Raw genomic sequence first — 16924 nt, 5'->3', positions numbered from 1 at the left:
AAGGGGTGGCGGGATGACGGCGGAGCAGCGCGCAAGGAGCCTGAGCGTTCATCTCGTCCTGATCGCCTATAGCCTGCTGGCGGTCGGTCCAATCCTGCTCGTGGTCATGAATTCGTTCAAGGTGCGCAGCGCCATCTTCGGCAGCCCGCTTGCGCCGCCGGACGCCACGACTTTCAGCCTCGTCGGCTATGAGAAGGTTTTTCGCTCCTCCCATATCCTGACCTACTATTCGAATTCGCTGATCGTGACCCTCGTCAGCATGGGGCTCGTGCTGCTGTTCGGCGCGATGGCGGCCTGGGCGCTGACCGAATACCGCTTTCGCGGTTCGACGGCGCTGGCACTGTTTCTGTCGATCGGCATCATGGTTCCGATCCGGCTCGGGTCCGTCGCGATCCTCAATATGATGCGGTCCGCCGGCCTCAACGACACGCTGACGGCCTTGATCCTCGTCTATGTCGCGCAGGGGCTGCCGATGTCGATCTTCATCCTGAGCGAGTTCGTTCAGCAGATCCCCAAGGACCTGCGCGACGCGGCACGCTGCGACGGCGTGCCGGAAACCCGCATCTTCTTCGAGGTGGTCCTGCCTCTGCTGCGCCCGGCGATCGCGACGGTGGCCGTCTTCACCATCGTGCCGATCTGGAACGACCTCTGGTTTCCATTGATTCTGACGTCGAGCGATTCGACCCATACGGTGACGCTCGGCGTGCAGCAGTTTCTCGGCCAATACATCACCGACTGGAATTCCGTGCTCGCCGCGCTGTCGATGGCGATCCTGCCTGTCGTCATCATCTACGTGATCCTCTCGCGCCAACTCATCGCAGGCCTCACCTCCGGCGCAGTCAAATAGGTTGTCAAATGGCCAATCTGCGCATCGAGCACCTCAACAAGCGTTATGGCGCGACGACAGTGCTCAACGATGTCAACCTCAGCATCGAGGATGGTGAATTTGTCGTTCTCGTCGGCCCTTCAGGTTGTGGCAAGTCGACGCTGCTGCGCATGATTGCCGGGCTCGACGGTGCATCGGGCGGCGACATCCATATTGCCGGCAAGCTCGTCAATACGCTCGCGCCTGCCGAGCGTGGCATCGCCATGGTGTTTCAGTCCTACGCGCTCTATCCACACATGAACGTACGCAAGAACATGACGTTTGGGTTGAAGTTCACCGGAGTCCCGCCCGCTGAGCGCGATCGGCGTGTCTCGGAGGCGGCCCGCATGCTGCGACTCGATGAGCTGCTCGAGCGCTATCCACGCGATCTCTCCGGCGGCCAGCGACAACGCGTCGCGATCGGTCGCGCGATCGTGCGCGAGCCGGCCGTTTTCCTGTTCGATGAGCCGCTCTCCAATCTCGATGCGTCCCTGCGCGTCTCGACGCGCGTTGAGATCGCGAATTTGCACAGGCTGCTGAAATCCACCATCGTCTATGTCACGCACGATCAGGTCGAGGCGATGACACTCGCCGATCGGATCGTCGTGATGAACAAGGGTTGCATCGAGCAGGTCGGCAGGCCGCTGGATCTCTACTATGCGCCCGCCAATCTGTTCGTTGCGGGCTTCATCGGCTCGCCTGCGATGAATTTCTTCGAGGCCAAGGTTGGCAGTGTGGAGGGTGGATGCGCACGTGTGACTGGACCCGGCTTTCGCAACTTCGATTTGCCGGCGCCCTCATTGAAAGTCGGCGACACGCTGACGGTCGGCGTCCGTCCGGAGCATCTTGTCCGGGGCACCGACGGCGGATTCGTCGCCGAGGGCATCGTCGAGCTGGTCGAACGGCTTGGCGAGGCCTCGTTCGCCTATGTGCGCCGCGTCGACGGCAGGATGTTCGTTGTCGAGATCCGCGGCCGCCAGACGCCGGCGCCAGGCGAAACGGTGACGGTCGTTGCGGCGACTTCCGACGTGCACGTCTTTGATGCTTCCGGGTTGCGCGTTGCCACATAGATCGACTAACGGTGCGACTCCGGTTGCAAGCAGGCTCGATGGCGCGATCGTTCAATCATGACAAATGTCGTACGCTATCTGACCCATCCTCAGGTGAATATCGATCCGTCGATCCCCGTTCCGCGCTGGGGTCTGAGTGCGGTTGGGAAGGCGCGTACAGAAGCCGTGACGATCACCGGATCGCTGTCGGGTACCACGCGGGTCATCTCCAGCGGAGAGCGGAAGGCGATCGAGACGGCTGAGATCATTGCCGCAAAGCTGGGCGTTGACGTAGAGGTGTGCGAGGCGATGCATGAGAACGACCGATCGGCCACGGGCTTCCTCGTCCCCGACGAGTTCGAGGCAGTGGCCAATCAGTTCTTCGGGCACCCCCGCATCAGCGTTCGTGGCTGGGAACGAGCGATTGACGCCCAGTTGCGCATTGTCCAGGAGGTAGAGCGCGTATTGGCGCACGACAGGCCGGGTGATGTGCTCCTTGTCGGCCACGGTGGCGTTGGTACTCTCCTATACTGCCATTATTCCGGTTTTGCGATTGCTCGCGCCCATGACCAACCCGCTGGCGGCGGTTGCTTCTTCGCGTTTCGACTGCATGATCGTCGCGTGCTGCATGCGTGGCGTCGCCTCGAAGAGCTGTGATTTTCGCGAAGAGCAATCCCGATTGGACGATCCGTAGGAGTTCCCGAGCCATTGGCGCTGGGCGCATCAGCCGCAGGCTTTGTCTCCGACGCGTTCGGACGACGCCAGACCGCGACGCGCGGCGGCGGTGACGATCTTGCTGCGATCAGGCACGCCACATCGTCTCTCGCGAGGGCGTCGAGAGGGTTGCATCCGTGAGCTTCCGAGGCGAAGAAACGTTGCAATGAAGGCACGGCATCAAACGAAGGCGAGCATCTTGCAACCGCCTCCGTCGAGACAGGAGCAGACCAATGACAAAAGCCGAGATTCGATTTCCGATCGACGGCCGAACCCGCAAGATGTTCATCGATGGCGCATGGGTAGAAGCCCGCTCGGGGAAGGTCTTCGAGACGCGCAACCCTGCGACAGGCGAGGTGATCGGTCGCGTGCCGCGTGGCGACGCGGCCGATATCGGCCTTGCCGTCACCGCGGCCCGTCGGGCGTTTGATGGCCCGTGGAGCCGCTTCAAGCCGTTCGAGCGGCAAGCGCTGCTGCTGCGGATCGCCGACCTCTTCGAGAAGCACTGGGAGGAGATCAGCCAGTCCGACACGACTGACATGGGCATGCCGATCGTCAGGACGCGGGCGAACAAGCTTCGCGTGCTCGGCATGCTCCGATATTACGCCGGCATGGCCACCGCGATCCACGGCCAGACAATCGACAATTCGCTTCCGGGTGACATCGTCTCCTTCACGCGAAAGGAGCCGGTGGGCGTCATTGGCGCCATCATCCCGTGGAACGCACCCACGGCGGCATCTGTGTGGAAGATCGGCCCTGCGCTCGCGACCGGCTGCACCATCGTGCTCAAGCCCTCCGAAGAGGCGCCGCTGACGCCACTGCTGATCGCGGATCTGATGAACGAGGCGGGTGTGCCGCCCGGCGTGGTCAACGTCGTGACCGGGACCGGACAGGAGGCGGGTGCGCCGCTGGCTGAACATTCCGGGGTCGACAAGATCGTCTTCACTGGCTCGACAGCTACAGGACAGGCCATCGTTCGCGCCTCGGCCGGCAACCTCAAGCGGGTGGCGCTCGAGCTCGGTGGAAAGTCGCCGGTCATCGTCTGTGCCGACGCGGATCTCGACAAAGCTGTGCCGATTGCCGCGATGGCCGCATTCGCCAATTCGGGCCAGATCTGTATCGCCGGCTCCCGTTTGTTCGTCGAACGATCGATCCACGACGAGCTGGTCGAACGGCTCGGCAAGTTTGCTTCGGCCCTGAAGATCGGCGATGGCGCCGATCCCACAACCGAGATCGGACCGATCGTGTCCGAGCGACAGCTCGACAAGGTCGAAGGATTCCTGCGGAGCGGGCGCGACGAGGGTGCGAAGCTCGTGGCCGGGGGCCGAAGACTGAAAGAGGGCGCGCTTGCGAAGGGCAATTTCGTCGAGCCGACCGTGTTCGCCGGCGTCTCCGACAACATGCAGATCGCCCGTGACGAAATCTTCGGTCCGGTCATTTCCGCTTTGCCGTTCGACACGCTGGATGAAGCCGTGACGCGTGCCAATGCGACGCCATATGGGCTCGCGGCGGGTCTGTTCACGCGTGATGTGAGCAAGGCCCACATCATCTCGCGCAGTCTGCGCGCCGGATCGGTCTGGGTAAACACCTATCACGCCATCGACCCTGCCTTGCCCTTCGGCGGTTACAAGATGAGCGGATATGGCCGAGAAGGCGGTACCGAGCAGCTCGACGAGTACCTGAACACGAAGGGGGTCTGGATCAAGCTGGATTGATCCGGACGGTCGCCGGCTCGCGGCACGCGCGCGTGGATCCCGCCATAAGAATTCGCTATGGCGGCAGACCGCAGTCGTGCTTCCCCCGCCCGCAGCTGCAAATCTATTTTTTACCGTCGGCCGCAGCAAAAAATTCCAAGAGCAAGATCGCAAAAGCGGCGGAGTGGTCAGGCGCATAGATTTGCAGCAGCAATGGAGCGGGGAAATGACGATTGAGTTGAGCCGACGGGGATTCTGCATCGGGACCGCCCTGATTGGACTGCAATCCGCTTCCTCCATTGCCTTCGCCCGGACTGAGGATGGCACGGTCAAGCTTGGCCTCGTCGCGCCGATGAGCGGTCCGAATGCCAGATATGGCGCTTTTTCGCTGCGCGGCGCCGAGATGGCGGCGAAAGAGATCAACGCAGCCGGAGGTGTTGGGGGCCGCAAGATCAACGTCATGCCCGCGGACAGCCAGGGGACGCCGGTCGAGGGCGTTTCGGCGACCCGGCGCCTGATCGACCAGAACCAGGTCGACTACATCATCGGCGACGTCTCGAGCTCGGTCACGCTCGCCATGCAGCCGGTTGCCGAGGACGCGGGTGTGCTGCTCCTCAATGCGGCGTCGTCCAACCCCATGATCACGTACAAGGCCGGTGTCGGCGGCTTCAAATGGACCTTCCGCAACTATCCGACCGACGAGAACCGCGCGCTGATCGTGCTGCAATACGCCGCCGAGAAGAAGGGCTTTACCAAATACGCCGTCCTCTCCGTCGACACCGACTATGGGCGCGCGGCCATCGCCTTCACCAAGAAGTACCTGCCTCGCTTCAACAGCCAGATCCTGACCGAGGATTACTATAAGGAAGGTGAAGTCGATTTCCGCAGCGTGCTTTCCAAGATCCGCGATTCCGGCGCCCAGGCCATCATCATGTATGGCAATGCAGATTCGACGCCCATCGTCGGTCGACAGATGATCGAGGTCGGGATCGCCGGCAAGATTCCGCTGATCGGCAATGCCGAGTTCAATACGGCAAGCTCGATCAAGGCGGCACCGAAGGCGCTCGAAGGAGCCATCGAGGCGGCGGCCTGGCTTCCGGCGTACGACTCCCCGAAGAGCAAGGCCTTCGTGGAGAAGTTCATCGCCGAGTACGGCGAGGCACCAAACAATCACGCCTATGTGCATTGGGAGACGGTGCATCTGCTGGCCAAGGCGATCGAGCAGGCCCAGAGCGTCGACCGCGAGAAGGTCCGCGCCGCACTCTCCGCCATCCACTACGATAGCGCAGTTGGCGAGGTGACGTTCGACGATCACAATCAGGCCCGCTTGCCGATGATCCTGCTGGAGATCGAGCACGGCAAGCCCGCGATCAAGGGAGCCTACTCGGCCGAGATCGACTATCCGAAGTAAGGCAAAGCAACGAGACTCATATGTTCTACACGGTCATCGAGCAGGTCGTTAACGGGATCGTCTCCGGATCAGTCTACGCGATCGTTGCCGTTGGCATGACGATGATCTTCGGCGTGTTGCGCGCCATCAATTTCGCCCATGGCGAATACTACATGCTGGGGACCTTCGGCGCCTGGTTCGCGATCGACTATTTCGACCTGCCCTATCCGGTGGCGATCGTGATCGGCGTGGTGGCGACGGCATTGATCGCCGTCGTCGTCGGCAATCTCGTGATGCAGCGGATCGTGGGAGCGCCAGCCGAGGCCGGGGTGCTCGCGACCCTCGGCGTCGCGCTGATCCTCCAGAATACCGTCATCCTGGTGTTCGGTGGCAGCTACAAGTTCTTCTCCGGCGGCTATATCGAGCCGGTGACGCTGTTTGGCTTCACGCTGGCCGAGCAGCGCATCCTCATCATCATTGTCGGCCTCATCGTGTTCGTCGGCCTCGAACTGATGGTCACCTACAGTCGCATGGGCAAGGCGATGCGCGCGGTCTCGCAGAATATCGAGTGCTGTGCGGTGGTCGGCATCGACGTCCGCCACATCGCGCTGTGGACCTTCATCCTCGGCGCCGGCCTTGCCGGGCTGTCAGGTGTGCTGACCGCGCCCGTCAACGTCAGTGTCTACGGCGGCATGGGCGAGCTCATCACCTTCAAGACGCTGCCGATCATCATCATGGGCGGGCTGGGCAATGTCCGTGGCACCTTCGTCGCGGCGATGATCCTCGGCATCGCCGAGAGCCTGGTCGCGACCTATGTCGGGTTGCAGTTCCGCGACACCGTCGGCTTTGCAACCCTGATGCTGGTGCTGATGTGGCGTCCGCACGGGCTGTTCTCCGCGCAGGCGCGCTTTTGATCGCTGGGATGTGACATTGACCGAGATTGTCCGAGACCAGACCATGACACCGGCAGAAAGCCCAGTGGCGAAGACCGGAACGGATCTGCGCGTCGCGTTCGGCCTTGCGCTGGCGGCGCTGGCGTGCCTGGCACCGCTGTTCCTCGGGAACTACCCGCTGCATGCAATCATCATCGCGTTGATCTTCCTGCTGCCGGCTCATGGTCTCAATCTGCTGCTCGGATACACCGGGCTGCTGTCGTTGGCGCAGGCAGCGTTCTTCGGCATCGGGGCTTATGCATCGGCGCTGCTGGCGGTGCATTTCGGTACGCCGTTCTATCTGAATTTCCTCGCCGCCGGGCTCATCGCCGGTGCGATCGCGCTTCCGCTCGGAATTCCCGCTTTGCGCCTGCGCTCGACCTCGTTCGTGATGTGCACGCTCGGCTTCGTGATCATCGGGCAGGCGATTGCGAAAAACTGGATCAGCCTGACGCGTGGCGACATGGGCCTGGCCGCTATACCGAAGCCCTACTTTGCGTTGGGGCCGGCTTCATTCACGGTCTCCGGCACCGTCGGTTTCTATTATCTGGTGCTCGCGATCGCGGCGCTGGCGACCCTGACGATCTATCTGATCGTGCGTTCGCCCGCGGGGCGCAACATGATCGCCATCCGCGAAAACGAGACGCTGGCTGAATCCGTGGGTATCCCCACCTGGTACTACAAGCTCATCGTGTTCATGATCAGCGCCGCGTTTGCCGGGCTCGGCGGCAGCCTCTATGCGCATTACCTCACGGTGGTGAGCCCGCTGACCTTCCAGATGTATTATTCGACCACGATGTTGATCATCGTGCTCGGCGGCGGCGCAGGCACCATCTCGGGCGTCATCTTCGGCAGCCTGCTGTTCGTCGGTCTCACCGAAGCCCTGCGCGTCGCGCCGGAACTGCGCATGATCGCCTACGGCTTCTTCCTGCTCGCCCTCGTCTTCTATTTCCCGAACGGTTTCGCGCCGCTGATCGGCCGCTTCTGGTCATTCCTCGAGAGGCGCAAATGAGCGGGCTGCCGATTCTCGACATCTCCGGGCTCTGCAAATCCTACGGCGCGGTGCGCGCGGTCGACGGTGTCGACCTGCACGTCAACCGCGGCGAGATCTGCGGGCTGATCGGACCAAATGGTTCCGGAAAGTCGACTTTCTTCGATTGCGTGACCGGGCTTGCGAAGCCCAGCGCAGGTGCTGTGAAGCTCGATGGCCAGGACATCACCGGCTGGTCGCTCAACGACATTGCGCGGGAAGGACGCATGCTGCGCTCGTTCCAGAAGACGGTGGTGTTCTCTGCGCTCGATATCGAGGAGAACCTCGTCATCGCCGGCCAGATGTTTACCTTCCCTGGAATCCTGTCGACCTTCGGGATCGGCGCCGCCGCGCGCAATCGCATTAAAGCCCTGCGGGAACGGGCGCGCGAGCTGATCAAGATCGCCGGCCTCTGGGACGTGCGCTTCCAGCCCGCGGGAAAGCTTTCGGGCGGACAACAGAAGCTGATCCAGTTTGCTTCCATGCTGATGCCGGAGCCGAAGCTCATCCTGCTCGACGAGCCCATGGCGGGCATCAATCCGAAGCTGATCGAACGTGTGGTCGAGAGCATTCGTCTTGCCAACACCTCGTTCGGCGTCAGCTTCCTGATCATCGAGCACAACATCGACGTGGTCACCAGCCTGTGCCGGCGCGTGGTCGTGCTCGACCAGGGGCGCAAGCTCGCTGAGGGAACACCGGACGAGATCGTCCAGAATCAGGCGGTGCGGGAGGCCTATCTCGGTGGCTGAACCCTCTCTTTCGATCAAGGGACTGCGCGCGGGCTACGGCTCGCTCGATATCCTCAACGGCGTCGATCTCGATGTGCCGCAGGGGCAGTTCGTTGCGCTGATGGGTCCGAATGGGGCAGGCAAATCGACGCTGCTCAAGACGCTTTACGGCATGACGACCGCCAAGGGCGGCAGCATCAACTGGCGGGGCAAGGACATTTCAGCCTTCAAGTCCCGCGCAATCCTGGCCGAAGGCATCTCCTGGGTGCCGCAGGGCCGTTGCAACTTTCCGGTGATGACGGTCGACGAGAATCTGCAGATGGCCGCCTACACGCTGCGCGACAGGAACGTGAAGGCGGAGCGCGACTATGTCTACGACTTGTTCCCGATCCTGAAGACACGCCGCAACACGCTGGCGGGCAACATGTCCGGCGGCGAGCAGCAATTGCTCGAGGTCGCAATGGCTGTGTTGCAGCGGCCAAAGATCCTGCTGGTCGACGAACCCTCGGTCGGCCTGTCGCCGACTGCGATCGGCGTCGTGTTCGACGAGCTGCTGCGTATCAACGCGGCCGGCCAGACCATCCTGCTGGTCGAGCAGAACACCAAAAAGGCCATGCAGGTCGCCCAGCGCGCCGTCATCCTGCGGCTCGGCAAAGTGATCTGGGACGGGCGGCCCGCAGACATCACCCACGACGAGCTCGGCGAGCTGTTCCTCACCGGCCGCATGCGCGGCGAGACCGACGTCGAGCACTGACACGATTTACAATCAAAAGGACGACCACAGTGACGATCTTCGTGCCGGCCGCGCGCGTCTCGCGCATCAAGATATCCCCGACCACCGCGGCGTCCGCGCGCGTGCGCGAGCTGAAGGCTGCCGGCCGCGACATCGTCGACATGGCGATCGGCGAGCCTGACTTCGACACGCCCGACGACGTCAAGGCGGCGGCTCACGCGGCGATCGATCGCGGCGAAACGAAATATACCGCCGTCAACGGCACCGTGGCGCTGCGCAAGGGGATTATTGCCGACTACAAGCGTCGCCTCGGGCTCGACTATAGCGACAACGAGATCTGCGTCGGCGGCGGCGCCAAGCAGATCCTGTTCCTCGCGTTGATGGCGAGCGTGGAGGAGGGCGCCGAGGTCATCATTCCCGCGCCGTACTGGGTCTCCTATCCCGACATGGTCATTGCCAACGACGGCAAGCCGGTGATCGTTCGCTGCTCCGAGAACCAGGGATTCAAGCTGACGGCTGACGCGCTGGAGGCCGCGATCACGCCGAGGACGCGCTGGCTGATCCTCAATGCCCCCTCAAATCCGACTGGAGCTGCCTATTCCCGCAGCGATCTCGAAGCGCTCGGCGCTGTGCTGTCGCGCCATCCCGACGTCCTCGTGCTCTCGGACGATATTTACGACCAGATCTGGTACCGCGACGAACCGGCGACGACGCTTGCGGCGGCGGTGCCCGCGTTGAAGGATCGCATCCTGCTGACCAACGGCGTGTCAAAGACCTATGCCATGACCGGATGGCGGATCGGTTATGCCGCCGGCCCCGCGCCGCTGGTTTCGGCGATCAACAAGCTGCAATCGCAGATGTCGTCGTGCCCATCGTCGATCAGCCAGGCCGCTGCGGCCCATGCGCTGACCAGCGACCAGTCGTTCGTTCGCGACAGCGTCAGGCTTTACAAGGAGCGGCGCGATTATGCCTGTGCACGGCTGAATGCAATCCCGGGTCTGTCGTGCCTCGTGCCTGACGGTGCCTTCTATCTCTATCCCGGCTGCGCGGGCGTGATCGGCAAGACCACGCCCGAAGGCAAGGTCATCGAGAACGATCTCGACTTCGTACTTTATCTTCTGGATGGTGTTGGCGTTGCTGCGGTGCAGGGCGCTGCCTACGGCCTCTCGCCTTATTTCCGCCTGTCGATCGCGACCTCGATAGAGGCGATCAAGGAGGCCTGCGACCGTATCGAAAAGGCCTGTCGGGCGCTTCGTTGAGCACGCTGGGGCGCGGACCGAAGAACCAGGGGCGCTTCGCGAAGAATCTCATTGAAATCAACAGGCTAGATAAAGGATATTGCTGGTCAGAGTGACATCCTCAGAGCCGGTATTCGACACATATGAGCGTCGATTTCAGGAAGCTGAAAAGCTTTGTCAAAGTCGTCGATGCCGGAAGCGTCTCGCGCGCGGCCGGCCTGCTGCGTACGGCGCAACCTGCGCTCTCGCAGCAGATCGCTGCGCTTGAGAGCCATTTCAAGCACAAGCTGCTTCTGCGCAGCAATCATGGCATTGTCCCAACCGAAGCCGGCCTGATCCTTTATCGTCATGCCCAGTTGCTGTTGAAGCAGATCGAGCAGGCGCAGATCGACATCGACCAGTCGACCAAGGCCCTGGCCGGGCGCGTGTCGATTGGCTTAGCGACCTATTCGGCGTCGAGCACGCTGTCGCTTCCGATCCTGAAAGAGATGTCCGCGCTGCATCCGCAGATCATCGTCCATATCAACGACAGCTTCGGTCACGTGCTCAGTGAGCTCATTATGACCGGCAAGATGGACATGGCGATGATCTATGGCTCAGGCCCGATCAAGGGCGTCAAGCTGCAGCCGCTGTTCCGCGAGGAGCTGTATCTCGTGTCGCGCGTCGAGCCTGCGGCGAAGAAGACGACGGACGAACCGCTGCCGCTGTCGGCGCTGGCTGACGTCAGGCTGTTGCTGCCGAGCCAGGGCCATTTCCTGCGCCGCCTGATTGATGAATCGCTGGCGCGAGCGCGGGTGACGCCGAACGTCGCCTCCGAGATCGAATCCGTCTCTGCGCTTGGTGCGGCCGTGACCGAAGGGCTCGGCTCGACCATCCTGCCGGCCTCGGTCGCCGCCGCCAGCGCGTCGAGCTTTGCGGGTGTCGAGGTGCGGCGGCTGGTGCGCCCCGCCATCGAGGCGACCGTGTCCTTGTGCGTCTCCGATCATCTGCCGCTGTCGGAGCCCGCGCTGGCCACGCGCTCGGTGCTTCTGACTGTCGTTGAGAAGCTGATGCGCAGTCATCCGCAAGGCATTCGGGCGGTCTAGGCAGAACGCTTGCAATCTATGGCACGAGCACCGCCGCAGCTCGGCTGCATTGTGCCGGTTTCGCCATGCCATAAACAAAACCTATGGCGGCAGACGGGAGTTGTGGTGGTCGCGTGCGGCCGCATTTCCTACCCTCGAAAACAATCGCTTCGAGGAAAAAGATGGCCAAGCTCGCATTCGATACCGGGGGAACCTTCACCGATTTCGCGCTGCTCGACGACAAGGGCGAACTTCATCTCCACAAGGTGTTGAGCACACCGGCCAATCCGGCCGAGGCCGTGGTTCGCGGGGTGTCCGAACTGCTCGCGGAATTCGGCGACGTCGTTGACCTCGATGGCCTTCAGGTCTTGGGGGCGACCACCGTCGTCACCAATGCGGTGCTGGAGCGCAAGGGCGTCAAGACCGGCTTCATCTCGACCGCCGGCTTCCAGGACATGCTGCGCATCCGCAACGAAGGACGCTACGATCTCTACGACCTGAACCTGAAATACCCGGATCCGCTGGTGACGCGCGCGAACAGCTTCGGTGCGATCGAGCGCATATCGGCGGACGGCGAGGTCGTCACGGCGCTCGAGGAAGAGACGGTCCGCGAGATCGCCGGCCGACTGCGCGAGGAAGGCATCAAGTCCGTCGCCGTCTGTCTGCTGCACGCCTACAAATATCCTGATCATGAGCAGCGCATCGCGTCGCTGCTGCGCGAGGAATATCCCGGTATCTTCGTGTCGCTGTCGTCGGAAGTTTGCCCGGAGGTTCGTGAATTCGACCGCGCCTCGACCACCGTCGTCAACGCCTACACGCGGCCGCAGATGTCCGGCCACGTCGCGCATCTCGAGCGTGAGTTCGCCGCGAAGGGTATCCATCGCCAGGTGCTCTGGATGACGTCGTCGGGCGGCCTCGTGCCGAGCAGCCGGGCTGCCGAGCTGCCGGTGCGGCTCATTGAATCGGGCCCGGCCGCCGGCGCCGTTGCAGCCGCCGAATTCGGCCGCATCGCCGGCGAGGGCAGCGTGCTGTCGTTCGACATGGGCGGCACCACCGCAAAGCTGTGTCTGATTCCGAACGGCGAGCCGACGGTCGGCACTGATCTCGAGGTCGCGCATTATCATCGCTTCCGCAAAGGCTCGGGCTTTCCCCTGAAGATCCAGTCGATCCGCATGATCGAGATCGGCGCTGGGGGCGGCTCGATCGCAGCGAAGAATCCGCTCGGTCTGCTCGACGTCGGTCCGCGTTCGGCGGGCGCGCTGCCGGGGCCGGCCGCCTATCAGCGCGGCGGCACCGAGCCAACCGTGACCGACGCCGATATCCTGCTCGGCTATATGGGCACCGAATCCTTCGTCGGCGGGTCGTTCAAGGTTTCCAAGGACGCCGCCCTCTCGGCCATGTCGAAGCTCGCAGCTTCGCTCGACGTCAGCGTGCCGCGCTGCGCCTTCGGTATCCACGATCTCGTCAATGAATCCATGAGCAAGGCGGCGGCCGTGCATGCGACCGACCTCGGCGTCGATCCGCGAAGCCTGCCCATGGTCGCCTTTGGCGGCGCCGGTCCCGTGCATGCCTATGGCATCGCGCGCAAGCTCGGTATCAAGCGCATCATCTGCCCGACCGGCGCCGGTGTCACCTCGGCGATCGGCTTGTTGATTGCTCCCGTTGCGGTCGACCTCTCCGCGAGCTTCCCGATGCAGGTCGACAACTGGGATTTCGCTACGATGGATCGCCTGCTCGGCGACCTCTCCGCGCAAGGGGCGGACGTCGTGCGCGCCGCGGGTGTCGCACCGGACACGATCACCAACAGCTACACCGTGGACATGCGGCACGTCGGCCAGGGCCACGAGATCACCGTTGCATTGCCGGATCGCAGCCTGCCGCCGAAGCAATTCCACGAGGAGCTGCTCGGCAATTTCTACAAGCTTTATCGCGAACTGTTCGGGCGCACCGTCGCTGGTTCATCCGTCGAGGTCATCACCTGGCGTCTGCGCTGCAGCGGCAAGAAGGATCAGGTGACTCGCCCCCATGCGCGCGATGTTGCCGAGGCCAGGAAGGGCGCACGTTCGGTCTATTTCAGCGAAGCTGGCGGCTTCGTCGATACGCCGGTCTACGATCACTACAAGCTGCCGGTCGATGGGAAGATCCAGGGACCGGCGATCGTCGAGCAGCGGGAATCGACCGCTGTCGTCGGACCGAGCGGGACGGCTCACGTCGACGTCAACGGCAATCTCGTGATCAACATCGCCTGAGGACCACGCCCCATGTCCGTGAATGCTGCCGATTTCAATGATCCCATCAATCTGCAGGTGATGTGGAATCGCCTGATCTTCATCGCCGATCAGGCCGACATCGTGCTCGGCCGAACCGCATTCTCGCCGATCGTACGCGAAAACCACGATTACGTGACTGTGCTGCTCGACAGCCGCGGCCGTGCGCTGGCCCAATGCACCTGGTCGATCCCTGTGTTCATCACCTCGCTGCCGGTGGCCGCGCAGAAATACTTCCTGCCGAAGTTTCCGGCGGAGACGTTGCAAGAGGGCGACGTGCTTGCCACCAACGATCCCGAGATTGGTACCGGCCATCTGCCCGACGTCACGATGATCACGCCGATCTTCAAGAACGGCAAGGTCGTGGCCTATGCCGGCTCGATCGCGCATCTTCCTGACATCGGCGGCGCGCCCCTGCATTCCGAAGCCAGCGACATCTTCGAGGAGGGTATCCGCTTCCCGATCGTGAAGCTGCACAAGGCCGGCGTCCCCAATCAGGACGTGCTCGACATCATTGCCGCGTCCGTTCGGCTTCCCACCGAAGTGATGGGCGATCTTGAATCCATGGTGGCGGCCAACAACGTCATGGGCCGCGAACTGGTCAAATTCCTGGACGAGTATGGTCTCGACGGGATCGACGAGCTGGCCGACGCGATCCACACCCGCTCCGAAGCGCAAACCCGGCGCGCGATCCGGCAGTGGCCGAACGGTACCTACAGCGCCGAGGTCCTGCTGGACGGATACGATACCGATGTGACCCTCAAGGCCGCGGTGATCGTCCGCGATGATTCCATTCATGTCGACTACACCGGAACGTCGGAGCAGATCCTCCACTCGATCAATTGTCGCACCAACTATCGCTATGCGCATTCGGTCTATGCGCTGAAATGCCTGCTGGACCCCGATACGCCGAACAATGAGGGTTGCATCACGCCGATCACGGACGAGGCGCCGCTCGGTTCCATTCTCAATCCCGAGGAATGGACCGCCGGCAATTCGCGTAACCTGATCGGGCATGTGATTCCGTCGCTGATCTTCAAGGCGCTGGAGGGCGTGGTGCCTGACAAGGTGATGGGCGATAGCGGCGGTGCGCCGATCTGGGCCGCCAATTGCGTCGGACGGCGTGACGATGGTTCGCAGTACGGTTCGGTGCAGAATTTTCACGGCGGGCAGGGCGCCCGCGCCGAATTCGACGGCCTCGACACCCTGAGCTTCCCGTCCAATTGCCGGGTGACGGCGATCGAGATGTTCGAGATCGCGGTCCCGGCGCTCACGGAATGCAAGGAGCTGATTGCGGATTCCGGCGGCGCCGGCAGGAGCCGCGGCGGTCTCGGTCAACGCGTCGTGTTGCGCAACCTCGGACGCAACCCGATGAACATCTATCTGGCGTCAGAGCGCGTGCGACATCCCTGTTTCGGTGTCGTCGGCGGCAAGTCCGGGAGCGCCGGCAAGGTGTACAGGAATGGCGAGCCCCAGTTTCCCAAGGGCAAGGTCGTGCTGAAGACCGGCGACCGCCTGGAAGTCGAGACGCCCGGTGGCGGAGGCTGGGGGCGCACGGCCGATCGTACGGCGGCCGCGATCGAGCTCGACCTCGCCGAGGGCTTGATCACGCCCGAGGCGGCGAGGCAGATTTACGGCTATCAGAGCTCCAGCGTGGCGGCGACTGCAGCCGAATAGGGGAAACATGGGTCTGCTCGATGGAAAGGTCGCACTCGTTACCGGTGCTGGAACGGGGATCGGCCGCGAGACCGCGATCCTGCTCGCAGGGGAGGGCGCAACGGTTGTCCTGACCGGACGCCGGATCGAGCCGCTGCGCGATGTCGCCGCGATCATCGAGAAGGCCGGCGGAAAGGCTGTCGCTCACGAGCTGGATGTGGCATCGCGCGAGGCGATCCTGGAGACGGTCGCCTGGGTCAAGCGCAACGTCGGAGCGATCGACATTCTCGTCAACAATGCCGGCAGTGCCAGCAAGGTGTTGAATGCGCGTTTCCTCAGCGAAGCCGAATGGAACGCCACGGTGAATGTCAATCTCACCGCGGTGTTCAATCTGACGCAGGCCGTTTTGGAGGACATGATTGCCAGGACGGAAGGCACGATCATCACCGTGTCGTCGCTCGCGGTCGTGAATCCAAATCTGCTCGGCGGCGCCGCCTATGGTGCGGCCAAGGCCGGCGTGAAGAACTTCATGACTTTCCTGCACAACACCTACCGCAATCAGGGTATTCGTGCGACGACCATCCTGCCGGGCGAGACGGATACGCCGATCATGGACAATCGCGCGCGGCCGCCGCTCGACAATGAGCGTGCCGTGATGCTGAATCCGCACGACGTCGCGCGCGCGGTTCTGCTCTGCGCAAGCCTGCAAAAGGGTGCAGTCATTCCGGAGCTGCATATCTGCCCGACCTTCATGCGCGACACATCGTCGGATATCGAGGTGGCCCGCTGGGTTGGCGCGCCCGCGGATCTGAAAGACAAGCCAAAGAGCTAGAGAGGACTTCCCATGAACGGAGCCAGGCTGCGCGAACGTCTTGCCAAGGGCGAGGCGGTGACGATGCTCACGCCGCATCATGCCTCGTCGGGATTGGCGGTCCGGCTCATCGAGCTCGGGGCAGACGCCATATTCGTCGATTGCGAGCACGGCACCTGGAGTTTCGAGGACGTGCGCGTGGCAGCGCAAGTCATCCGTGGTGCAGGCGGCGCGGCGATCGTGCGCCCGCATTCGCATGAGCGGCCAGTGCTCATCCGCTACCTCAATGCGGGCGCTGATGGCCTCATGGTGCCAATGGTCGACACGGCGGAGCAGGCGCGCGCAATCGTCGATGCTGTGCGATACGCCTGTCCCGCCGACCACCAGAAGCGGTTGATCATCGCGATGATCGAGACGCCTCAGGCAATCGACAATATCGATCAGCTTCTCGCGGTGGAGGGCATTGACGTGTTCTTCATTGGCCCCGGCGATCTCTCTCAGAACATGGGATATCCGCCGGCCCCTGCGTTCGGTGAACCGAGGCCCCAAGCAGTGATCGATCGGGTCGAGTTTGCCGTGAAAAAGATTTGCGCGGCGGGCAAGATCGCCGGGACGCTGGTGACATCAGAGGAACTGCCGTTCTGGCTCGGGCGCGGCGTCAAATATTTCTACATCCATTCGGACCCATTCCTGCGGATTGGTCTCGCCGGAATCAAGAAAGCGCTTGGCCGGTAAGCTTGCGGCGTCGGGACG

General features: G+C 62.8%; 15 protein-coding genes. All 15 read left to right on the top strand.

Annotation, left to right across the window (positions count from 1 at the left end; all coding sequences use genetic code 11):
• The first annotated feature begins 13 nt into the window (after nucleotides 1-13).
• The gene (locus NLM31_RS31605) at nucleotides 14-847 is read left to right on the top strand and encodes a carbohydrate ABC transporter permease (protein ID WP_254133054.1); all 834 of its coding nucleotides are present in this window, start codon (nucleotides 14-16) and stop codon (nucleotides 845-847) included.
• An 8-nt stretch (nucleotides 848-855) separates the two neighbouring features.
• Nucleotides 856-1935 carry an ABC transporter ATP-binding protein gene (locus NLM31_RS31600; protein ID WP_254194854.1) on the top strand — a complete coding sequence of 360 codons (1080 nt, stop codon included), beginning with the start codon at nucleotides 856-858 and terminating at the stop codon, nucleotides 1933-1935.
• A gap of 57 nt (nucleotides 1936-1992) precedes the next feature.
• On the top strand, nucleotides 1993-2571 hold the full coding sequence (locus tag NLM31_RS31595) for a histidine phosphatase family protein (RefSeq protein ID WP_254194853.1): 579 nt from the start codon (nucleotides 1993-1995) through the stop codon (nucleotides 2569-2571).
• A gap of 290 nt (nucleotides 2572-2861) precedes the next feature.
• Nucleotides 2862-4343 carry an aldehyde dehydrogenase gene (locus NLM31_RS31590; protein WP_254194852.1) on the top strand — a complete coding sequence of 494 codons (1482 nt, stop codon included), beginning with the start codon at nucleotides 2862-2864 and terminating at the stop codon, nucleotides 4341-4343.
• A 205-nt stretch (nucleotides 4344-4548) separates the two neighbouring features.
• A complete protein-coding gene (locus tag NLM31_RS31585) occupies nucleotides 4549-5733 on the top strand; it encodes an ABC transporter substrate-binding protein (RefSeq protein ID WP_254194851.1) in 1185 nt (394 codons plus the stop codon).
• 20 nt (nucleotides 5734-5753) lie between these two features.
• A complete protein-coding gene (locus NLM31_RS31580; protein WP_254133049.1) occupies nucleotides 5754-6626 on the top strand; it encodes a branched-chain amino acid ABC transporter permease in 873 nt (290 codons plus the stop codon).
• Between the two features lie 43 nt (nucleotides 6627-6669).
• The gene (locus NLM31_RS31575; RefSeq protein WP_375167559.1) at nucleotides 6670-7656 is read left to right on the top strand and encodes a branched-chain amino acid ABC transporter permease; all 987 of its coding nucleotides are present in this window, start codon (nucleotides 6670-6672) and stop codon (nucleotides 7654-7656) included.
• Entirely contained in the window at nucleotides 7653-8423 is a 771-nt protein-coding gene (locus NLM31_RS31570) for an ABC transporter ATP-binding protein (RefSeq protein ID WP_254133047.1), read from the top strand. The genes NLM31_RS31575 and NLM31_RS31570 overlap by 4 nt, the downstream gene beginning before the upstream one ends.
• Entirely contained in the window at nucleotides 8416-9156 is a 741-nt protein-coding gene (locus NLM31_RS31565; protein WP_254194849.1) for an ABC transporter ATP-binding protein, read from the top strand. The genes NLM31_RS31570 and NLM31_RS31565 overlap by 8 nt, the downstream gene beginning before the upstream one ends.
• Before the next feature lie 29 nt (nucleotides 9157-9185).
• Nucleotides 9186-10394, top strand: a complete 1209-nt coding sequence (locus tag NLM31_RS31560) for an aspartate transaminase (protein ID WP_254194848.1) — start codon at nucleotides 9186-9188, stop codon at nucleotides 10392-10394.
• Nucleotides 10395-10516: 122 nt separating this feature from the next.
• On the top strand, nucleotides 10517-11458 hold the full coding sequence (gene nac, locus NLM31_RS31555; protein WP_254194847.1) for a nitrogen assimilation transcriptional regulator NAC: 942 nt from the start codon (nucleotides 10517-10519) through the stop codon (nucleotides 11456-11458).
• Nucleotides 11459-11619: 161 nt separating this feature from the next.
• Nucleotides 11620-13686: a hydantoinase/oxoprolinase family protein gene (locus NLM31_RS31550; RefSeq protein WP_254133043.1), complete on the top strand. Its 2067-nt coding sequence runs from the start codon at nucleotides 11620-11622 to the stop codon at nucleotides 13684-13686.
• 12 nt (nucleotides 13687-13698) lie between these two features.
• Entirely contained in the window at nucleotides 13699-15381 is a 1683-nt protein-coding gene (locus NLM31_RS31545; protein WP_254133042.1) for a hydantoinase B/oxoprolinase family protein, read from the top strand.
• Nucleotides 15382-15388: 7 nt separating this feature from the next.
• A complete protein-coding gene (locus NLM31_RS31540; protein WP_254194846.1) occupies nucleotides 15389-16192 on the top strand; it encodes an SDR family NAD(P)-dependent oxidoreductase in 804 nt (267 codons plus the stop codon).
• Nucleotides 16193-16204: 12 nt separating this feature from the next.
• On the top strand, nucleotides 16205-16906 hold the full coding sequence (locus NLM31_RS31535) for an HpcH/HpaI aldolase/citrate lyase family protein (RefSeq protein ID WP_254194845.1): 702 nt from the start codon (nucleotides 16205-16207) through the stop codon (nucleotides 16904-16906).
• The last annotated feature ends 18 nt before the right edge of the window (nucleotides 16907-16924 follow it).

Origin of the sequence: Bradyrhizobium sp. CCGUVB4N (genome assembly GCF_024199945.1) — a bacterium.
Classification (GTDB): Bacteria; Pseudomonadota; Alphaproteobacteria; order Rhizobiales; family Xanthobacteraceae; genus Bradyrhizobium.
This window is presented reverse-complemented; position numbering and strand designations above follow the sequence as displayed.